The organism is Ewingella sp. AOP8-B2-18, assembly GCF_052376015.1.
GTDB lineage: Bacteria > Pseudomonadota > Gammaproteobacteria > Enterobacterales > Enterobacteriaceae > Ewingella > Ewingella allii.
The window spans coordinates 44,431-60,513 of sequence record NZ_JBQSVB010000002.1; the positions used below are offsets into that span (position 1 = coordinate 44,431).

The following is a 16,083-nucleotide window of genomic DNA, read 5'->3' on the forward strand; positions in this document are numbered from 1 at the left end:
ACTCTGAGAGGCTTTCGAGCCTCTCTTTCTTCTTTTGAACCGCTGGAATCGTTATGGCCTTTCTGGATCCAACCTTGCTCATTCTGCTGGTGTTCGCGGGTTTAGGCATCATCAGCAATAACAGCTCGGTCACTATTGCGATGTTCTTCCTGCTTACCGTGCGCATCACGCCGCTGAACCAATTTTTCCCCTGGATTGAGCGCTATGGCTTAACCATCGGCATTATCGTGCTGACCATCGGGGTGATGGCGCCTATCGCCAGTGGGAAAATCAGTGCCAGCACGGTGGTTCACTCCTTTATGCACTGGAAGTCCATTCTGGCGATTTTGGTCGGCGTATTGGTGTCATGGCTGGGGGGCCGGGGCCTGACGCTGATGGGCTCGCAGCCTCATCTGGTTGCAGGGCTGTTAGTGGGAACTGTGCTTGGCGTCGCCTTCTTTAAAGGCGTGCCGGTGGGGCCGCTGATTGCCGCCGGGCTGCTCTCACTGATGGTCGGGAAGACCTGACGTGATGTCGCCATGGCCGCAGAAAATCACCTTGCAGCAGCAAATGCAGCGGCAGGGTATTCGCCATCTGCTGGTGATCAGCGGAGAAGCCGGCTGGTGCGCCGAGCAGGCCGCCGACTTTATTGAAGGCCAGCCCGGCGACTGGCCGTGGATGTCAGATATTCCGCCTCTATGGGTTGCTGAACCCCTGCCGTTTTCTGCTGCGCATACCCTGCTTGGGCAGGAGAGGCTCCACGGCGTGTTTGACGCCCGGCTGGGGCTGAACGTAGAAGCGCTGGCCGCCTTTGCCGGGACTTTGCAGGCGGGAAGCTGGCTGCTGCTCTTAGTGCCTGAGTGGCAGCTGTGGGCTGAAAAGCCGGACACTGACAGCCTGCGCTGGAGCGAGCAGCCCCGGCCCATCGCCACGCCGAACTTTATCCAGCGTTTCCAGTCTTTGATTTTGCAGGACGTGGCTTGCACGCTGCACCGCCAGCATCAGCCTTGCCAGCTTACCGCTTTGCCAATGGCCGCCGACTGGGCGCCGCCGGACGGCCAGCCGACGCCGGAGCAGCAGCAGATTTTGCAGCAATTAAACGCGGCGCAGAGCGGTATTTATGTGCTGACGGCGCCGCGCGGTCGCGGGAAGTCGACGCTGGCCGGGATGTTAGTCGCCGACTGGCCCGGCGAGTGCTGGGTCACGGCTCCGGCCAAATCTGCCGCAGACAGGCTGGCCGAGGAGAGTGCGGGCAGGGTGCGTTTCTGGTCGCCAGATGCTTTGTTGGAGCAGCTCGAGCAGCATCCGGTGGAGAATGTTGACTGGCTGCTGATTGACGAAGCGGCGGCCATTCCTGCGCCGCAGCTTTCACGGCTGATTGCCGCTTTCCCACGCGTTTTACTCACCACCACGGTTCAAGGCTATGAGGGAACCGGGCGCGGTTTTATTCTCAAGTTCTGCGCCTCCCTGCCGCAGTGGCATGATTTACGCCTCGACGCGCCGATCCGCTGGTCGAAAGCGGACCCGCTGGAGCCTTTCCTTAATCAGCTTTTGCTGTTCAACGATGCGCCCGCCGAAGTGCCACTGGAAGTGCTCCCCAGTGAGCAATCACTTCAGCTAACAACCATTCAGCGCGGGGCGTGGCTAGCCGAGCCGGGCCTGCTGGCCGATTTCTACGGCTTGCTGACCAGCGCGCACTATCGCACTTCACCCCTGGATTTGCGTCGCCTGATGGACGCCCCCGGTCAGTCGTTTGCCGCCGCTATGGCGGGTGACCGCGTCGCTGGAGCCATCTGGCTGGTGGAAGAGGGCGGGCTTGCTCCAGCGCTGGCCCATGAGGTGTGGGCAGGCAGACGCCGCCCGCGCGGCAATTTGGTGGCACAATCACTGGCGGCCCACAGCGGGCAGATTGACGCCGCGGTGTTGCGCTCCCGCCGGGTTAGCCGCATTGCCGTGCAGCCAGATGTGCGGCGTCAGGGCATTGCGCGGTCTTTATTGGCGCAACAGGCTGAGATGGCCGCCAACGAGGGGTTGGATTTTCTGTCCGTCAGCTTCGGCTATACCGCCGAGCTTAGTGCTTTGTGGCAGCAGGCCGGTTATCGCCTGTTGCGCGTGGGAAGCCAGTTGGAGGCCAGCAGCGGCTGTTACGCCGCCATGGCCGCGCTGCCTCTCAGTGACGCGGGCTGGCGCATGGTTGCACAGGCCGAGCGGCAGCTGGCGCGCGACTGGCCTTGGCTGCGGCAGCTGATCGCCCTCGATCTGCATGTGGAACAGGACCAGAATCAGGCCCTCAATGAAACTGACTGGCGCGAACTGGCCGGTTTTGCTTTCACCCATCGCGCCGTGGAGAGCAGCTATGCCGCCTTGCAGCGACTGCTGCTGGCGAGTGAACTGCCGCTGGCCGCGCTGCGGGCTCATCTGCAAGATAAGTTATCCGCTACGCAATGTGTCGAACAGCTGAAATTGAGTGGTCGTAAAGCCCTGCTCCAGCGCTGGCGGCAAGAGGCAGCGCAGGCGCTAACGCAGCTCGACGCCGTGCGCTGCGAGACGTGGCGCAGCTTCGCCCAGACCCAAGATGACGGCGATAAATAGCCTGATTTCATTGCGATAAATGGAACGACTCGTTCAACAAAACCCAATTTACCCGGTTGTGAACCTAGGTATAGTGGCGGGAGAAACGCGCCGCTGTGCGCAGTAATGAGGATTGAAAGGAAAAGGTCATGGCGAGTCAAAATGTGATTGTCCAACAGCCGGAAGGTACCGCGAACAAACTGATCTTGCTGTTTCACGGCGTAGGGGATAACCCGGTGTCGATGGGCGAGGTGGGGAAGTTCTTCGCCAAGGCTTTCCCTCAGGCGCAGGTGGTCAGCGTGGGTAGCCCGGATCCCTGTGATTTTGGCCGGGGTTTCCAGTGGTTCTCCGTGCAAGGCGTGACCGAGAAAAACCGCCAGTCGCGCATTGACGAGGCGCTGCCGCTGTTTGTTCGCACCGTGCGTGAATGGCAGGCCAGCAGCGGCGTGGCGGCGCAAGACACGGTGATTATCGGTTTCTCGCAGGGCACCATTATGGCGCTGGAATCCACAAAAGTTGAGCAGGGATTGGCGGGGCAAATCATTGCTTACAGCGGGCGTTTCGCCAATTTACCCGAGCAGCCGATTGCGGCGGAGACCCGAGTGCATTTGATTCACGGCGAGCAGGACCCGATCATCAATCCGTATCAGTCGAAAACCGCCTTTGAGCGTTTGCAGACTCTGGGATGTGACGCGACCTTAGATTTGCTGCCGCACATGGCGCACGGGCTGGATGAAGAGATGATCGCGCTGGCACTGGGGTATTTGCGAGGTTAGGTGATTGTTTTGCGCCCTCTTCTTTCTAAGGAGAGGGCGCAAAACCAGAGTCAAATCAAAAACCTACTTCTTCTTCGGCCAATCGTCTTCTTCGTCCCACTGGGCATTGTTATCACGATGCGGTGGGATTTCAGGTTTATCATTGAGGTATTTTTTCACATCTACGCGGTTTAACTCTTTGATCCCGCTGATGATGATGCCCGCCAGTATGATCAAAATAATCCACCAGTAATCTTTAATCCACTCCATGGCTGACTCCTTATTGTTTTGGTATTGCGATAAAACGCGGGAAAATCGTTGCCAGATGATGCGTCACCCAGTCACAGCCCGCAACCTCTTGTCCTCGCCATGCTTCAATCAGCACCTCTGGCGTCAGCCGTGCTTCACACTGCGCTGCCAAAGGTCGATAACTCAAATGCCAGGGTTCGACGGCGACGCCGCCACGGTCGATATCATAAGGGCGATAAAAACCAAAGCTCGCCATATTCTCTGAAAGCCACTGATTCAGGTCGGCGAAATAGCCGCCCGTCTCATACTCCCACGGTTCCAGCTGCAGCTTGCTCCCTTCTGGCAGTAGGTCGGGATCGTAAATATCCAGATCACTGCCCCAGTGATGGCGGCTGGCACCCGGCAGGGCAGACCAGCGTAAAATCAGCTCGCAGCGTTCGGCATCACTCAGCGAAGCCACCTCAACCGGGCGGCTCTCCTTATCTAATACTGGGCGCTCGCCGCGAAATTTGCCATTCCAAATCGCTAATTGCCGCTCAAAATCACGAAAGGTGCTCGCCGGTTGCAAGTTAAAACCAGCCAGACGAGCCGCGTCTTGCATGCGGGTGAAAGCTTCTACGGCCTCGGGCTGTAGCCGATGTGGACCCTCACTGATGGGCGCAAGGTGGGCCGCCGATCGGCCGGTCAACATCAGATTATCTATCATACGACCAGTTGCTCCATGATCCGCTGGTACATGCGGCTCAACAGTTGCAGGTCGGCGGCATGGACACATTCATTGATTTTATGGATGGTGGCGTTCACCGGACCCAGCTCAACCACCTGCGCCCCCATCAGCGCGATGAAACGCCCGTCGGACGTGCCGCCGGTGGTTTGCAGCTCTGGGGTGATTTCGCTGTAATGGCGAACCGCGTTCACTACGGCGTCAACCAATTCGCCACGGGAAGTGAGGAACGGCTGGCCGGAAACCACCCAGTTTAGCGTGTATTGCAGATTGTGCCTGTCAAGCAGCTCTGCCACGCGCTGCTTGATGATGGCGTCGGTCAGTTCGGTGCTAAAGCGGAAGTTGAACTGCACGTACAGCTCGCCGGGGATGACGTTGTTGCTGCCGGTTCCGGCATTGATATTGGCGATCTGCATGCTGGTCGGCGGGAAGAATTCATTGCCCTGATCCCACTCGGTGGCGACCAGTTCATTCAGCGCGGGCATGGCGCGGTGCACTGGGTTATCTGCCAGATGCGGGTAAGCCACGTGGCCCTGTACGCCGTGAACGTGCAGGTTGGCGGTCATGGAACCGCGACGGCCATTTTTGACAATATCGCCTACGCGGGTGGTGCTGGACGGTTCGCCCACCAGACAGAAATCTAAACGCTCGCGGCGCTCCATCAGCGCATTAACCACTTTTACCGTGCCATTGACCGCGCTGGCCTCTTCGTCGGAGGTGATCAGAAAGGCCAGACGACCTTTGTGGTTCGGATTGCTGGCGACGAAACGCTCGGCGGCAACCACCATGGCGGCCAGCGAGCCTTTCATATCTGCCGCGCCGCGGCCATAGAGCATGCCGTCGCGCAGGGCTGGCTCAAATGGGCCTGTGACCCACAGGCTCGGGTCGCCGGTCGGCACCACGTCAGTGTGGCCCGCGAAAGCCAAGGTTTTACCTTCGCCACGGGTGGCCCAGAAATTCAGGGTGTCGCCAAAGTTCATCGGCTCAATTTTAAAGCCGATGGCTTTGAGGCGCGCAATCATAATTTCCTGACAGCCCGCGTCGTCCGGGCTGAGAGAGGGGCGGCGAATTAACTGTTGTGCTAAATCGAGAACGGGGCAGCTCATGTTATTTCACCTGTGCAATAAATTGCTGATAGCTTTCTGGCTTGAAGCCAAGCAAGGATTCGCCGCTGGCGGCCAATAAAAATGGGCGCTTAATCATGGCGGGATGCTCCAGCATCAAGGCTTTGGCGGCATCCTGATTGTCACAGGCGGCGCGGGTGGCTTCATCCAGCTTGCGCCAGGTGGTTCCCTTGATATTGAGCAGCGCTTCCCAACTCTGTTTGTCAATCAACTGCTGTAACAGCTCGGCATCAAGCCCGTCTACGCGATAATCATGAAAGCGATAATCGCTGCCGTTATCTTCTAACCAGCGACGCGCTTTTTTAACGGTGTCGCAATTTTTAATACCGTAGAGGATGAAAGGAGTCTTTGAGGATGTTTCTGCCATGGGAAAACGTTACCTGTTATTAGCTGAAAGTGTCTGTCAACCAGCCTCGGGCTGATGTAATAAGATGAGGCACATAATGCGTGAAAATCCCTTAGGGATCTACCTGAGGCACGGACTGAAAGATTAAATTCAAAGAGTGTAAGAATTATTAAAAATATTAATGAATATTTACAGTGACTATTATTCGATTCGATCCAAGTCATCACTATAAAAGGTGATGGCTTTCTTATAGCGAATAATCTCTTCGCTGGAATTACTGCTGATCAGCAGCATTAATAATTGCGCCACGGCCTCTTTGGCATGGCCGAGATTATATAAGGTCATGGCGCGGAACATCCTGATTTCGCTGGCGTTCGGAAACTTCTTCAGCCCGATGTCAAACGTTTCCAGAGACTCGTGATAGCGGCCCAAAGCGCGGTAAGTGCTGCCTAAACCGAGGTAGGCGTCGCGTAAATCCTGACCACTCAGCTGGTGATTAATGGCGGCCTGATAAAACGGAATGGCCTGCTGCTCGAGTCCAAGACAGTCATAAAGCGACGCCACGGTATAAAGCAGTTGCGGGTTTTGTGGCAAAGAGGCGAGCAACCCCAGTGCGTTTTGCAGTGCATCCTCATAGCGCCCCTGAGCGCTTAAATTCTTAATAGTTTGCAGCATTACTCTGACCTTATGGGTTCTTTTTGTTGGATATTGAACAGTTGCGACATGCTTGTCAGCGACTTAAGCCAAATAAAATAACCTTTCGGCACGCGAAGGGCAAATAACTGAGGGATTTTTAGCCGTATTGCTAAGCGTATGATTAGTTTGATTACCGGTTTTACTACTGTGATCCTGATTAAAATATCGTTAATTAGAATTTGTGAGGTTAATTTTTGGCCGTATAATCCCTTTCGTCAATTCAAGGGGAGTACCATGGTCGAGCAAGAGTTAGTTAACTGGAAAGACTTTATCGACGCCATGCTGCGCGGTTAATCGCCAGTCTGAGATAAGATAAAGTAAAAAATAAGAGTGTAATGAAGTCCTTCTTAACGTTTTAAATGCTTTAAATTAAAAGCACCAACGGGACCAGAATTAGTACCTAATTAGAAAACATCTATTAGAGTACTCTAAATAAAAAGGCGCTAATTTGATTAGCGCCTTTTTCTATGGGGTATTTTCACCGTGGTTATTTATGCGGATCGCCATGCGGGCCGGAATGAGGCTCTGGCGCGGCTTCAACAATATCGCCAATCAGCGGCGCGACGGTTGGCTTCGCCGGGAAGCGGCGGCGCACTAGCATAAAGAACAGAGGCACGAAGAAGATAGCCAGCACGGTGGCTGAAATCATCCCGCCAATTACGCCGGTGCCCACCGCGTGCTGGCTGGCAGAGCCTGCGCCTTGGCTGGTCGCCATTGGCAGCACGCCGAAGACGAAGGCCAGCGAGGTCATCAGAATCGGGCGCAAACGCATGCGGGAGGCTTCAAGCGTCGCTTCCAACAGCGCCTTGCCTTTGAGGTTCAGGTCGTTGGCAAATTCGACAATCAGAATGGCGTTCTTCGCCGAAAGCCCGATGATGGTCAACATCCCCACCTGGAAATAGACGTCGTTTTCCAACCCGCGTAGCCAGGTGGCAATCACCGCACCAATTACGCCCAGTGGCACAACCAGCATCACCGAGAACGGAATGGACCAGCTTTCATACAGCGCCGCCAGGCACAGGAAGACTACCAATAGTGAAATGGCATACAGCGCCGGGGCCTGTGCCCCTGACAGACGCTCCTGATAAGAAAGGCCGGTCCACTCAAGGCCAAAGCCGCTTGGCAGTTTGGCGACCAGTTTCTCCATGGTGTCCATAGCCGCGCCGCTGCTGACGCCCTGCGCCGCTTCACCCACAATTTCTACTGCGGAATAGCCGTTATAGCGTTCGAGACGCGGCGAACCGGTTTCCCAATGGGAAGTGGCAAAGGCGGAGAACGGCACCATGCCGCCGCTGCTGTTGCGCACATACCATTTATTCACGTCGTCCGGCAGCATGCGGTAAGGCGCGTCGGCCTGCACGTATACCTTCTTCACGCGGCCGCGATCGACGAAGTCATTGACGTAGGTCGAGCCCCACGCGGTGCTCAGCGTGCTGTTGATATCGGCAATCGCCACGCCCAGCGCCTGTGCTTTGGCTTGGTCAATTTCGATTTGCAGCTGAGGGCTGTCATCCAAACCGTTGTGACGCACGCGGCTCAGACTTGGGTCTTTGCTGGTCATATCCAATAGCTGGTCGCGCGCATTCATTAATGCGTCGTGGCCTAAGCCGGCGTGATCCTGCAATTCCATATCGAAGCCTGCCGAGGTGCCTAAGCCGTTGATTGACGGCGGGGCGCTGGCAATAACGCGGGCTTCTTTAATGTGGCGGAACTCTTTGGTGGCGCGCTCGATGATGTCCTGCGCCGAGTTGCCACTGGCAGTTCGGTCATCCCAGTCGGTTAAACGCACGAACATACGGGCGACGTTCTGCCCGTTACCGCCGGGGCCTGCGCCCAAGGTTGCGAACACCGACACCACGTCTTTAGTCTCTTTGGTCAGCAGGTAGTGCTCAATTTTCTCCACCACTTTCTGCGTCTGTTGCAGGGTCGAACCGGGCGGCAGCTGGACCTGAATGGTGAATACCCCTTGGTCTTCCTGCGGCAGGAAGGAGGTTGGCAATTTGACGAACAGGAACGCCAGCAGGCCGACAATCAGCAGGTAGCCCAGCATGAAGCGCACGCTGTGTTTCAGTACGCTGCCGACGCCATTTTCATAGCGATTGGCGTTGCGATCGAACATCCGGTTGAACCAGCCGAAGAAGCCGGTTTTGCCATGATGATGCCCTTTGGCAATAGGTTTCAGGATGGTAGAACACAGGGCAGGGGTGAGGGTCAGCGCAACAAACACCGACAGCACCATGGCGGCGACAATGGTGATGGAGAACTGGCGGTAAATCGCGCCGGTGGTGCCGCCAAAGAAGGCCATTGGGATAAACACCGCTGACAGCACCATGGTGATGCCAACCAGCGCACTTTGAATCTGACCCATGGATTTTCGCGTGGCTTCTCTGGGGCTTAGCCCCTCCTCACTCATCACGCGCTCGACGTTTTCCACCACCACGATGGCGTCGTCCACCAATAGGCCGATGGCCAGCACCATGGCGAACATGGTGAGGGTGTTGATGGTGTATCCAAACTGATGCAGCACAACGAAGGTGCCTAGCAGTACCACCGGCACGGCGATGGTTGGGATAAGCGTAGCGCGGAAGTTCTGCAAAAACAGATACATGACTAAGAATACCAGCACGATCGCTTCGAACAGCGTTTTCACCACGTCGGTGATCGCGGCTTTAACGAACGGCGTGGTTTCATAGGCGATGCGGGTTTCGAGGCCGTGCGGGAAGTACTTTTCCAGCTCAGTAAGGCGGGCGCGAACCAGCGTGTCGGTTTGCAGTTCGTTGGCACCGGAGGCCAGCTGAACACCCATACCGGAAGCCGCCTGACCGTTATAGCGGCTCAGAATGCTGTAATCTTCCGCGCCTAAACCGATGGTGGAAACATCGCCGAGCTTCACCTGCGAGCCGTCTGCATTGACTCGCAGCGTGATGTCGCGGAACTGCTGCGGCGTTTGCAGCTGTGACTGGGCGTTGACCGTGGCGTTCAGCGCCTGGAAATCAACCGACGGCGCGCCGCCGAGCTGGCCTACCGCCACTTGGCTGTTCTGCGCTTTGATCGCATTCACCACGTCGGTGGTGGTCAGTGAATAGTTATTGAGTTTATTCGGGTTGAGCCAGATACGCATGGCGTACTGTGAACCGTAGGCGGTGATGCTGCCCACGCCATCAATACGGCTCAGCGGGTCCTGAATGTTGGACGCCACGTAGTCGGCGATATCCTGTTTATCCATGCTGCCGTCGGTGGAGACGAAAGCCACGGTCATCAGGTTGGTATCACCGGTTTTAGAGACGGTAACCCCTTGCGTTTGCACATCCTGCGGCAAGCGCTTCAGGGCCTGTTGCAGCTGGTTTTGCACCTGCTGCAAAGCCTCGTTGGGGTCCGTACCGGCAACGAAACTGAGGGTGATTTGCGATTTACCGTTGCTGCTACTTTGCGACGACATGTACATCAGGTTGTCCAACCCGGTCATGTTCTGCTCGATAATCTGCGTAACGGTATTTTCTAATGTTTGTGCTGACGCGCCCGGATAGGTCGCGGTAATACGCACGTTTGGCGGTGCTAAGTCTGGATATTGCTCAATGGGTAAAGAGTGAATGGCCAGTGCGCCGGATAAAGAGATAATGATCGCTAAAACCCAAGCAAAAATTGGGCGATCGATAAAAAAGTTGGCCATGCGTCAAAAACCTCATTATCACCAGAACAGCGTGAAGAACATCAGCAAATAAACAGAATGTCGGTCACCTGGGGTGAAGTTATATTCTGACAAATAGTGCAGCGCTAAAGATCCCAGCGCGTCGATGCTGTGCATCGAAATTATTATCCATTCCCAATAAGGATGCCGCAATGCGACGTGTAAGCACTTTACCCGCAACTCGCTAAGAAAACGTGGAGAAATAAAGGAGATAATGTAAAAAATAATAGCCCTGACACATTATCAAACCGGTAATTTTCCTACGTTCAGACTACTATTTGATGACAGAAACAAGATGTGCACTATTTGCGATTCGGACGAATGCGCGCTGGAGATAGTCAGAATAAAGTGCCGTTAAACGTGAATGCAAACAAAAAACGAAGCAGATCAGGAGTTATTCATGGAATTGAATTCAGTCTTTGCTCGCCGATTATATCTCTGTTGGTTGTTGAAAAATGAACCACGCCTAAACGTACCCAAATTAATGGCGCATACCGGCTGGCCGCGCCGGACATTACAGGATGTTTTGAAAGCACTGCCGGGCATGGGCATCGAACTCGAATTTGTACAGCAGGGGATCAGAAATAACGACGGCTATTACCAGATAAAAGAGTGGGGGCCGATTGATGCCGCGTGGATTGACCGTCACCCGGATCTGCTGCTCGAAGCCATCGCCAGAGGATAAACGCCAGTGCGCGGCATATATTTCCTTTGTCATCCCCTCCCTAAGACGCCTATGATGGCTGGCTTCTCTCACTGACTTTTATTGGGCGGGGACGCGGTATGTCATCAAAGATTGAAAATGTGCAAAAGCAGTTACTTTCTGATAACTGGTACGTTTTACACAAATACACCTACGACCTCATTAAGAACAACGGTGAGCGCCAACCTCAGGTTCGTGAAGTTTATGACCGGGGCAACGGGGCCACCATTCTGCTCTACAATCGCCACAAAAAAACCGTCCTGCTAATTAACCAATTTCGCATGCCGACTTACGTCAATGGCAATGCCACGGGCATGTTGCTGGAAACCTGCGCAGGCCTGCTGGACGACGACTCGCCGGAAGATTGCGTGCGCAAAGAGGCGATTGAAGAGACGGGCTATGTGGTGGGGCCGGTGCAAAAGCTGTTCGAAGCCTACATGTCGCCGGGCAGCGTGACGGAAGTCGTACACTTCTTTGCCGCCGAATATGATGACTCGCAGCGCGCCTATTCCGGCGGCGGCGTGGACGATGAAGATATTGAAGTGGTAGAGCTGCCCTTTACTCAGGCGCTGGAGATGATCAAAGACGGGCGCATCAAGGACGGCAAAACCATTATGCTGCTGCAATATGCCCAGACGCAGGGTTGGATGGCGTAATCTTATCCGCTGAATCACCACGCAAAAGGCTGAGAAAAGCCCTTTGCGTGGTCAGCGTGAGGTCTGAAAGTAGCAAAGCTACTGCGGCAAGTGCAGCTTCACGTTACCTGTATGGCCATCAATGGCGCTCCACGGCAATATCGACCAGTCTGGTCCTTCGCAAGAACGCATCACGCGGGCAAAGGATGGACCAAAATAGATCCCCTTAGCTGTCAAATACCACGCAGGGAAATGCCAAACCTGTGCATCCGAATAGTCGCAATCATCATCGCTATCCTCGGTGGGCTTAACCATCTCTGTGGGATGAGCAAGGGCCATCTCTTTTACCAACCAAGGTGCAAATTTTTTCTCGCGATAGGCCGAAAAGGTGTCGAAGTCCACGTCGCTGGCACCCGGCGCGGCGCGGTCTTCTGCTTCGCTATAGTGGAAAGGTTTACCTTCACCTACCCACAGCACGTCTTCCAACGTCAGCGGCTCGGCGGTTTTCGCATTGAGGTTAATGGGGGACTCGCCGAAATCAGGGTGCGCGCCGCCACAGTCATAGTTGGTAAACAGACTAACGCTTACCACGTCTGCTGACATATAGGTCGGCGTCACCGTCTGGCTATAATCACCCTCGCCAAAGCGCGTGGCGCCCAGCATGCAGGCGTGCCAACTGATCACTTCTTGCCACAGGCGGGCGCGAAGCCGGGTATTGATGGCTTCCATCTGCTTTTGCGGGTAGCCAGAAACCACTTCGAACAGGCTGATATTTGACTGCGGCTCGCTCCACCACTGCAGGGTGAATCCCATGAAATCCTGCTGCTTGCCCTCCACCAGATTGATGCCAGAAAGGCGCAAATACTCATAAGGGTCACTGTGCAGCAGAGAACCCGGATAGCTGTCATCACTCTTATCTGGCAGGGCTGCGGGCTTGAAGCTTACAGGCAGCGATTTGCCTTTCGGATCGGTCCAGGTACCTTGCCAGTTGCCCTGTGGATCATGCTCCAAAGTGAGGGAAGGGTGTGGAGTATCATCAAAATCGTCAGCGCCTTCAGTCAGGCTCAACTCATTATTTTTCAGCGTGCCGCTCAAAGGCAGGTCCAGCCGATATTTCTGATAGAAATAGCGCCCGGTTACCTCTTGCGGCTTATTCAGGTCTAACTCGACGACTATGTTGGCCTTACCTAACGTGCCGGTGAATACTGAAAGAGGTTCTTCAGCAAAGGCCGACATCGAGAAAAGCGCCACCCAAACTATCCAAAACTTCATCCGTTTCTCCTGAAAAGACGATGATGCTTTTTGCATCTTTTTTATCTATTTTTCGGCCCCAGACAACCGCGCTACAGAATATCAGTCTGATGAGACAGTGAAAGTTTTGTCGCAAAATTAATTTTAATGGCTCGGCATCCTCTTAAGCTATTATCAGGTCGATGAATTCAAAAAAGAGCAGAAAGTGATGAACGCCAACTGGATAACCGCTCCCCTTTTTGTGCTGGCAGGCCTCTTCGCCTCTAGCGCTTTTGCCGATCCTCTACAAACTATCTACAACGACTGGCAGCTCAGTTGCGACAACCTCAACCACTGTTCCGCCAGAAATTCCCAGGACGGGCAGGAACTGATTCTCAATATTTCTCGCGATGCCGGGCCAGAAGGGCGGGCCGCGATTAAAATTGATTACCAGCGCAGTGGCGATGATTTAGGCAGCGAGCAGCCTATCGCCAATCGTTTACAGCTTGATGGCAGAACTTTACCCTTTAATCACCGCGAATGGGATGTCAGTAAAAACAGCCTGACGACCAGCAATCGTCTGGTGGTGAATGAGTTTATCGCCGCGATCCGCGAAGGCAATACCATTCAGTTAACCGGCAAGCTGGATCCACAGCAGGCCGTTAAACCTGCTATCTCTTTGAAAGGCTTGAAGGCCGCGCTGCTGGCAATTGACGCCCAGCAGGGACGCGTCGGCACGAAAACCGCCTGGGCAAACCGAGGTAATAAACCAGCCAACACGGTTCCGCCAGCACCAGCGGCCCCTTTGCAGCCGCGCTTTAGTGAACCTCATCCTTTAACTGACACCGAAATCTCGGCCATTACCCAGAATGCCGCCGCCACTATTGATAACAACGATTGCAGCCTTGAGCCGTCCGAGCGGGAAGTCCACCTTTTTGCCTTGAGTAATGATAAGGCGCTGATGACGGTCAACTGCGATATGGGGGCCTATAACCTGTTTGTCCTTGGTTTTAGCGTGTCGCGTCAGGCTCCTTATAAAACGGAAGATTTGGCTCTCAATATGCCGTTCAAACTGGGGGATGAAGAGGAGTCGCCGGAGCTTATCAACGCCGACTTTGACCCCAAAACCGGCGAGCTGTCTACCTTTGACAAAGGCCGAGGCATTGGCGATTGCGGCGTAGCTTCTCGCTGGGTTTTCGACGGTAAAGCTTTCCAGCTGACCTCGTTCTCTTCCGAGCCAAGCTGTGATGGTTACAGCAGTGGCGGCGAGTGGCCGGTATTGTGGGTGACGCAAAAACGCTGACTGCCAACGGGTTAACGTTTCTCCGCAGACAAAAAAGGCATCCCGAGGGATGCCTTTTGCTTTTGGCTGTTTAGCTCATTACTTGAGTAATGACTGAGCCTGAGCCACCACGTTATCCACGGTAAAGCCGAACTCTTTGAACAGCAGGTCAGCCGGAGCAGACTCGCCGAAGCTGTGCATGCCCACTACCGCGCCGTTTAGCCCGACGTATTTGTACCAGTAGTCGGCAATCCCAGCTTCTATCGCGACGCGCGCGGTGACGGCTTTTGGCAGCACGGATTCACGGTAAGCCGCGTCCTGTTTGTCGAAGGCGTCGGTCGATGGCATAGAAACCACGCGTACTTTAGTGCCAGATGCTGCCAGCTTATCAGCCGCTTCCACGGTGATGCCCACTTCTGAACCCGTGGCGATCAGGATAATGTCCGGCGTACCTTCACTGTCTTTCAGCACATAGCCACCACGAGCAATATTGGCGACTTGCTCCTTGGTACGCGGCTGCTGGGTCAGGTTTTGGCGAGAGAAAATCAGCGCCGCCGGGCCATCGTTGCGCTCAATGGCATATTTCCAGGCTACGGCAGACTCCACCTGATCCGCCGGACGCCAGGTGCTCATGTTTGGCGTAACGCGCAGGCTGGCCATTTGCTCGACCGGCTGGTGGGTTGGGCCATCTTCGCCCAGACCGATGGAGTCATGGGTATAGACGAAGATATTGCGGATCTTCATCAATGCCGCCATACGCACCGCGTTACGGGCGTATTCAACGAACATCAGGAAGGTGGCAGAGTACGGCAGGAAGCCACCGTGCAGCGCGATACCGTTACTGATGGCGGTCATACCGAATTCGCGCACGCCGTAGTGAATGTAATTACCGGCAAGGTCATCGCCCAGCGATTTCGAGCCAGACCACATGGTCAGGTTGCTTGGCGCGAGGTCAGCGGAGCCGCCGAGGAACTCTGGCAGCACTTTGCCGAAAGCTTCCAGCGTGTTCTGTGAGGCCTTACGGCTGGCGATGTTGGCAGGTTTGGCCTGCAACTCTTCGATAAATTTCTGCGACTCAGTGGCCCAATTGGCTGGCAGTTCGCCTTGCACGCGGCGTTTAAACTCTTTTGCCAATTCAGGATGCGCTTGGGCGTAGGCGTCAAACTTGGCGTTCCACGCGGCTTCTTTGGCTTTACCGGCTTCTTTCGCGTCCCAACCGGCATAAATATCCTGTGGGATCTCAAACGGCGCGTGGGTCCAGCCGATGTTTTTACGTGTTGCCGCCACTTCATCGTTACCCAGAGCCGCGCCGTGCGCCTCGTGAGTCCCGGCTTTGTTCGGCGAGCCGAAGGCAATCACGGTTTTACAGAGCAGCAGTGAGGGCTTGTCGGTGACTTTGTGAGCTTCATCAATGGCTTTCTTGATGGCTTCGGAGTCATGGCCGTCAACACCGCGGATCACGTGCCAGCCGTAGGCTTCAAAACGCTTAGCGGTGTCATCGGTAAACCAGCCTTCGACGTGACCGTCAATGGAAATGCCGTTGTCATCATAAAACGCGGTTAGTTTGCCGAGCTTCATGGTACCGGCCAGTGATGAGGCTTCGTGCGAGATACCTTCCATCATGCAGCCGTCGCCCAAGAAGGCGTAGGTGTGGTGGTCAACGATGTCGTGACCCGGCTTGTTGAACTGCGCCGCCAACGTGCGCTCGGCAATCGCAAAACCTACGGCGTTGGCAATGCCCTGACCCAGCGGGCCGGTGGTGGTTTCCACGCCCGGCGTGTAGCCATATTCTGGGTGGCCCGGCGTTTTGGAGTGCAGTTGGCGGAAGTTAGCCAATTCGCTGATTGGCAGGTCGTAGCCAGTAAGATGCAGCAGGCTGTAAATCAGCATTGAGCCGTGGCCGTTAGACAGTACAAAACGGTCGCGATCGGCCCAGTTTGGGTTGGTCGGGTTATGATTCATATAGTCACGCCATAGGACTTCGGCAATATCTGCCATGCCCATCGGGGCGCCCGGGTGACCAGAATTGGCTTTCTGTACGGCGTCCATACTCAATGCGCGGATAGCGTTCGCAAGCTCTTTACGAGAAGGCATTATTCGA

Annotated in this window: 15 protein-coding genes; 7 read left to right on the forward strand and 8 right to left on the reverse strand. The window is 55.1% G+C overall.

The genetic code is table 11. From position 1 onward, the window contains the following. The first annotated feature begins 53 nt into the window (after nt 1–53). The 3 genes from ACT3RR_RS04500 (at nt 54) to ypfH (ending at nt 3,326) form a co-directional block, all read left to right on the forward strand. Complete coding sequence (locus ACT3RR_RS04500; protein WP_034792096.1) at nt 54–506, forward strand: DUF441 domain-containing protein; 453 nt, start codon at nt 54–56, stop codon at nt 504–506. Nucleotides 507–510: 4 nt separating this feature from the next. Continuing rightward, nucleotides 511–2,571, forward strand: a complete 2,061-nt coding sequence (locus tag ACT3RR_RS04505) for a tRNA(Met) cytidine acetyltransferase TmcA (RefSeq protein WP_496200054.1) — start codon at nt 511–513, stop codon at nt 2,569–2,571. Nucleotides 2,572–2,699: 128 nt separating this feature from the next. After that, complete coding sequence (ypfH, locus tag ACT3RR_RS04510; protein ID WP_485903743.1) at nt 2,700–3,326, forward strand: esterase; 627 nt, start codon at nt 2,700–2,702, stop codon at nt 3,324–3,326. Between the two features lie 63 nt (nt 3,327–3,389). Here ypfH and ACT3RR_RS04515 read toward each other — a convergent pair whose 3' ends face one another. The 5 genes from ACT3RR_RS04515 to ACT3RR_RS04535 all read right to left on the reverse strand — a co-directional run bounded on the left by ACT3RR_RS04515 (nt 3,390) and on the right by ACT3RR_RS04535 (nt 6,423). After that, nucleotides 3,390–3,575, reverse strand: coding sequence for a hypothetical protein (locus ACT3RR_RS04515; protein ID WP_396130985.1), 186 nt, complete (start codon nt 3,573–3,575; stop codon nt 3,390–3,392). Between the two features lie 10 nt (nt 3,576–3,585). Next, on the reverse strand, nt 3,586–4,260 hold the full coding sequence (locus ACT3RR_RS04520; protein ID WP_353502894.1) for a M15 family metallopeptidase: 675 nt from the start codon (nt 4,258–4,260) through the stop codon (nt 3,586–3,588). Next, entirely contained in the window at nt 4,257–5,384 is a 1,128-nt protein-coding gene (dapE, locus tag ACT3RR_RS04525; protein ID WP_496199843.1) for a succinyl-diaminopimelate desuccinylase, read from the reverse strand. The genes ACT3RR_RS04520 and dapE overlap by 4 nt, the downstream gene beginning before the upstream one ends. Nucleotide 5,385: 1 nt before the next feature. Further along, entirely contained in the window at nt 5,386–5,769 is a 384-nt protein-coding gene (locus tag ACT3RR_RS04530) for an ArsC family reductase (RefSeq protein ID WP_496199844.1), read from the reverse strand. Nucleotides 5,770–5,949: 180 nt separating this feature from the next. Further along, nucleotides 5,950–6,423 (reverse strand): tetratricopeptide repeat protein, encoded by a 474-nt coding sequence (locus tag ACT3RR_RS04535; RefSeq protein ID WP_353502891.1) that lies wholly within the window; start codon nt 6,421–6,423, stop codon nt 5,950–5,952. A gap of 255 nt (nt 6,424–6,678) precedes the next feature. On the opposite strand from ACT3RR_RS04535, the gene ypfM reads away from it, so the two are divergent. After that, nucleotides 6,679–6,738 carry a protein YpfM gene (gene ypfM / locus ACT3RR_RS04540; RefSeq protein ID WP_139802851.1) on the forward strand — a complete coding sequence of 20 codons (60 nt, stop codon included), beginning with the start codon at nt 6,679–6,681 and terminating at the stop codon, nt 6,736–6,738. Nucleotides 6,739–6,931: 193 nt separating this feature from the next. On the opposite strand, the gene acrD is transcribed toward ypfM, so the two are convergent. Then, nucleotides 6,932–10,114 carry a multidrug efflux RND transporter permease AcrD gene (gene acrD / locus ACT3RR_RS04545; RefSeq protein ID WP_353502889.1) on the reverse strand — a complete coding sequence of 1,061 codons (3,183 nt, stop codon included), beginning with the start codon at nt 10,112–10,114 and terminating at the stop codon, nt 6,932–6,934. Nucleotides 10,115–10,532: 418 nt separating this feature from the next. Between acrD and ACT3RR_RS04550 the strand changes: the two genes are divergently transcribed. Next, nucleotides 10,533–10,817: a winged helix-turn-helix domain-containing protein gene (locus ACT3RR_RS04550; RefSeq protein ID WP_353502888.1), complete on the forward strand. Its 285-nt coding sequence runs from the start codon at nt 10,533–10,535 to the stop codon at nt 10,815–10,817. A gap of 98 nt (nt 10,818–10,915) precedes the next feature. Next, nucleotides 10,916–11,491 carry a GDP-mannose pyrophosphatase NudK gene (gene nudK / locus ACT3RR_RS04555; protein WP_353502887.1) on the forward strand — a complete coding sequence of 192 codons (576 nt, stop codon included), beginning with the start codon at nt 10,916–10,918 and terminating at the stop codon, nt 11,489–11,491. A 78-nt stretch (nt 11,492–11,569) separates the two neighbouring features. Here nudK and ACT3RR_RS04560 read toward each other — a convergent pair whose 3' ends face one another. Beyond that, entirely contained in the window at nt 11,570–12,742 is a 1,173-nt protein-coding gene (locus ACT3RR_RS04560; RefSeq protein WP_353502886.1) for a hypothetical protein, read from the reverse strand. A 187-nt stretch (nt 12,743–12,929) separates the two neighbouring features. Here ACT3RR_RS04560 and ACT3RR_RS04565 point away from each other — a divergent pair, with 187 nt between their 5' ends. Further along, nucleotides 12,930–14,003, forward strand: coding sequence for a DUF1176 domain-containing protein (locus ACT3RR_RS04565; protein ID WP_353504007.1), 1,074 nt, complete (start codon nt 12,930–12,932; stop codon nt 14,001–14,003). Nucleotides 14,004–14,081: 78 nt separating this feature from the next. On the opposite strand, the gene tkt is transcribed toward ACT3RR_RS04565, so the two are convergent. Further along, nucleotides 14,082–16,076, reverse strand: a complete 1,995-nt coding sequence (gene tkt / locus ACT3RR_RS04570; protein ID WP_353502885.1) for a transketolase — start codon at nt 16,074–16,076, stop codon at nt 14,082–14,084. Nucleotides 16,077–16,083 lie beyond the last annotated feature (7 nt).

What these genes read in the sequence shown, in the direction of transcription:
- ACT3RR_RS04500 (WP_034792096.1), top strand. Translation starts at nt 54, where the DNA reads ATGGCCTTTCTGGATCCAACCTTGCTCATTCTGCTGGTGTTCGCGGGT.
- ACT3RR_RS04505 (WP_496200054.1), top strand. Translation starts at nt 511, where the DNA reads ATGTCGCCATGGCCGCAGAAAATCACCTTGCAGCAGCAAATGCAGCGG.
- ypfH (WP_485903743.1), top strand. Translation starts at nt 2,700, where the DNA reads ATGGCGAGTCAAAATGTGATTGTCCAACAGCCGGAAGGTACCGCGAAC.
- ACT3RR_RS04515 (WP_396130985.1), bottom strand. Translation starts at nt 3,575, where the DNA reads ATGGAGTGGATTAAAGATTACTGGTGGATTATTTTGATCATACTGGCG.
- ACT3RR_RS04520 (WP_353502894.1), bottom strand. Translation starts at nt 4,260, where the DNA reads ATGATAGATAATCTGATGTTGACCGGCCGATCGGCGGCCCACCTTGCG.
- dapE (WP_496199843.1), bottom strand. Translation starts at nt 5,384, where the DNA reads ATGAGCTGCCCCGTTCTCGATTTAGCACAACAGTTAATTCGCCGCCCC.
- ACT3RR_RS04530 (WP_496199844.1), bottom strand. Translation starts at nt 5,769, where the DNA reads ATGGCAGAAACATCCTCAAAGACTCCTTTCATCCTCTACGGTATTAAA.
- ACT3RR_RS04535 (WP_353502891.1), bottom strand. Translation starts at nt 6,423, where the DNA reads ATGCTGCAAACTATTAAGAATTTAAGCGCTCAGGGGCGCTATGAGGAT.
- acrD (WP_353502889.1), bottom strand. Translation starts at nt 10,114, where the DNA reads ATGGCCAACTTTTTTATCGATCGCCCAATTTTTGCTTGGGTTTTAGCG.
- ACT3RR_RS04550 (WP_353502888.1), top strand. Translation starts at nt 10,533, where the DNA reads ATGGAATTGAATTCAGTCTTTGCTCGCCGATTATATCTCTGTTGGTTG.
- nudK (WP_353502887.1), top strand. Translation starts at nt 10,916, where the DNA reads ATGTCATCAAAGATTGAAAATGTGCAAAAGCAGTTACTTTCTGATAAC.
- ACT3RR_RS04560 (WP_353502886.1), bottom strand. Translation starts at nt 12,742, where the DNA reads ATGAAGTTTTGGATAGTTTGGGTGGCGCTTTTCTCGATGTCGGCCTTT.
- ACT3RR_RS04565 (WP_353504007.1), top strand. Translation starts at nt 12,930, where the DNA reads ATGAACGCCAACTGGATAACCGCTCCCCTTTTTGTGCTGGCAGGCCTC.
- tkt (WP_353502885.1), bottom strand. Translation starts at nt 16,076, where the DNA reads ATGCCTTCTCGTAAAGAGCTTGCGAACGCTATCCGCGCATTGAGTATG.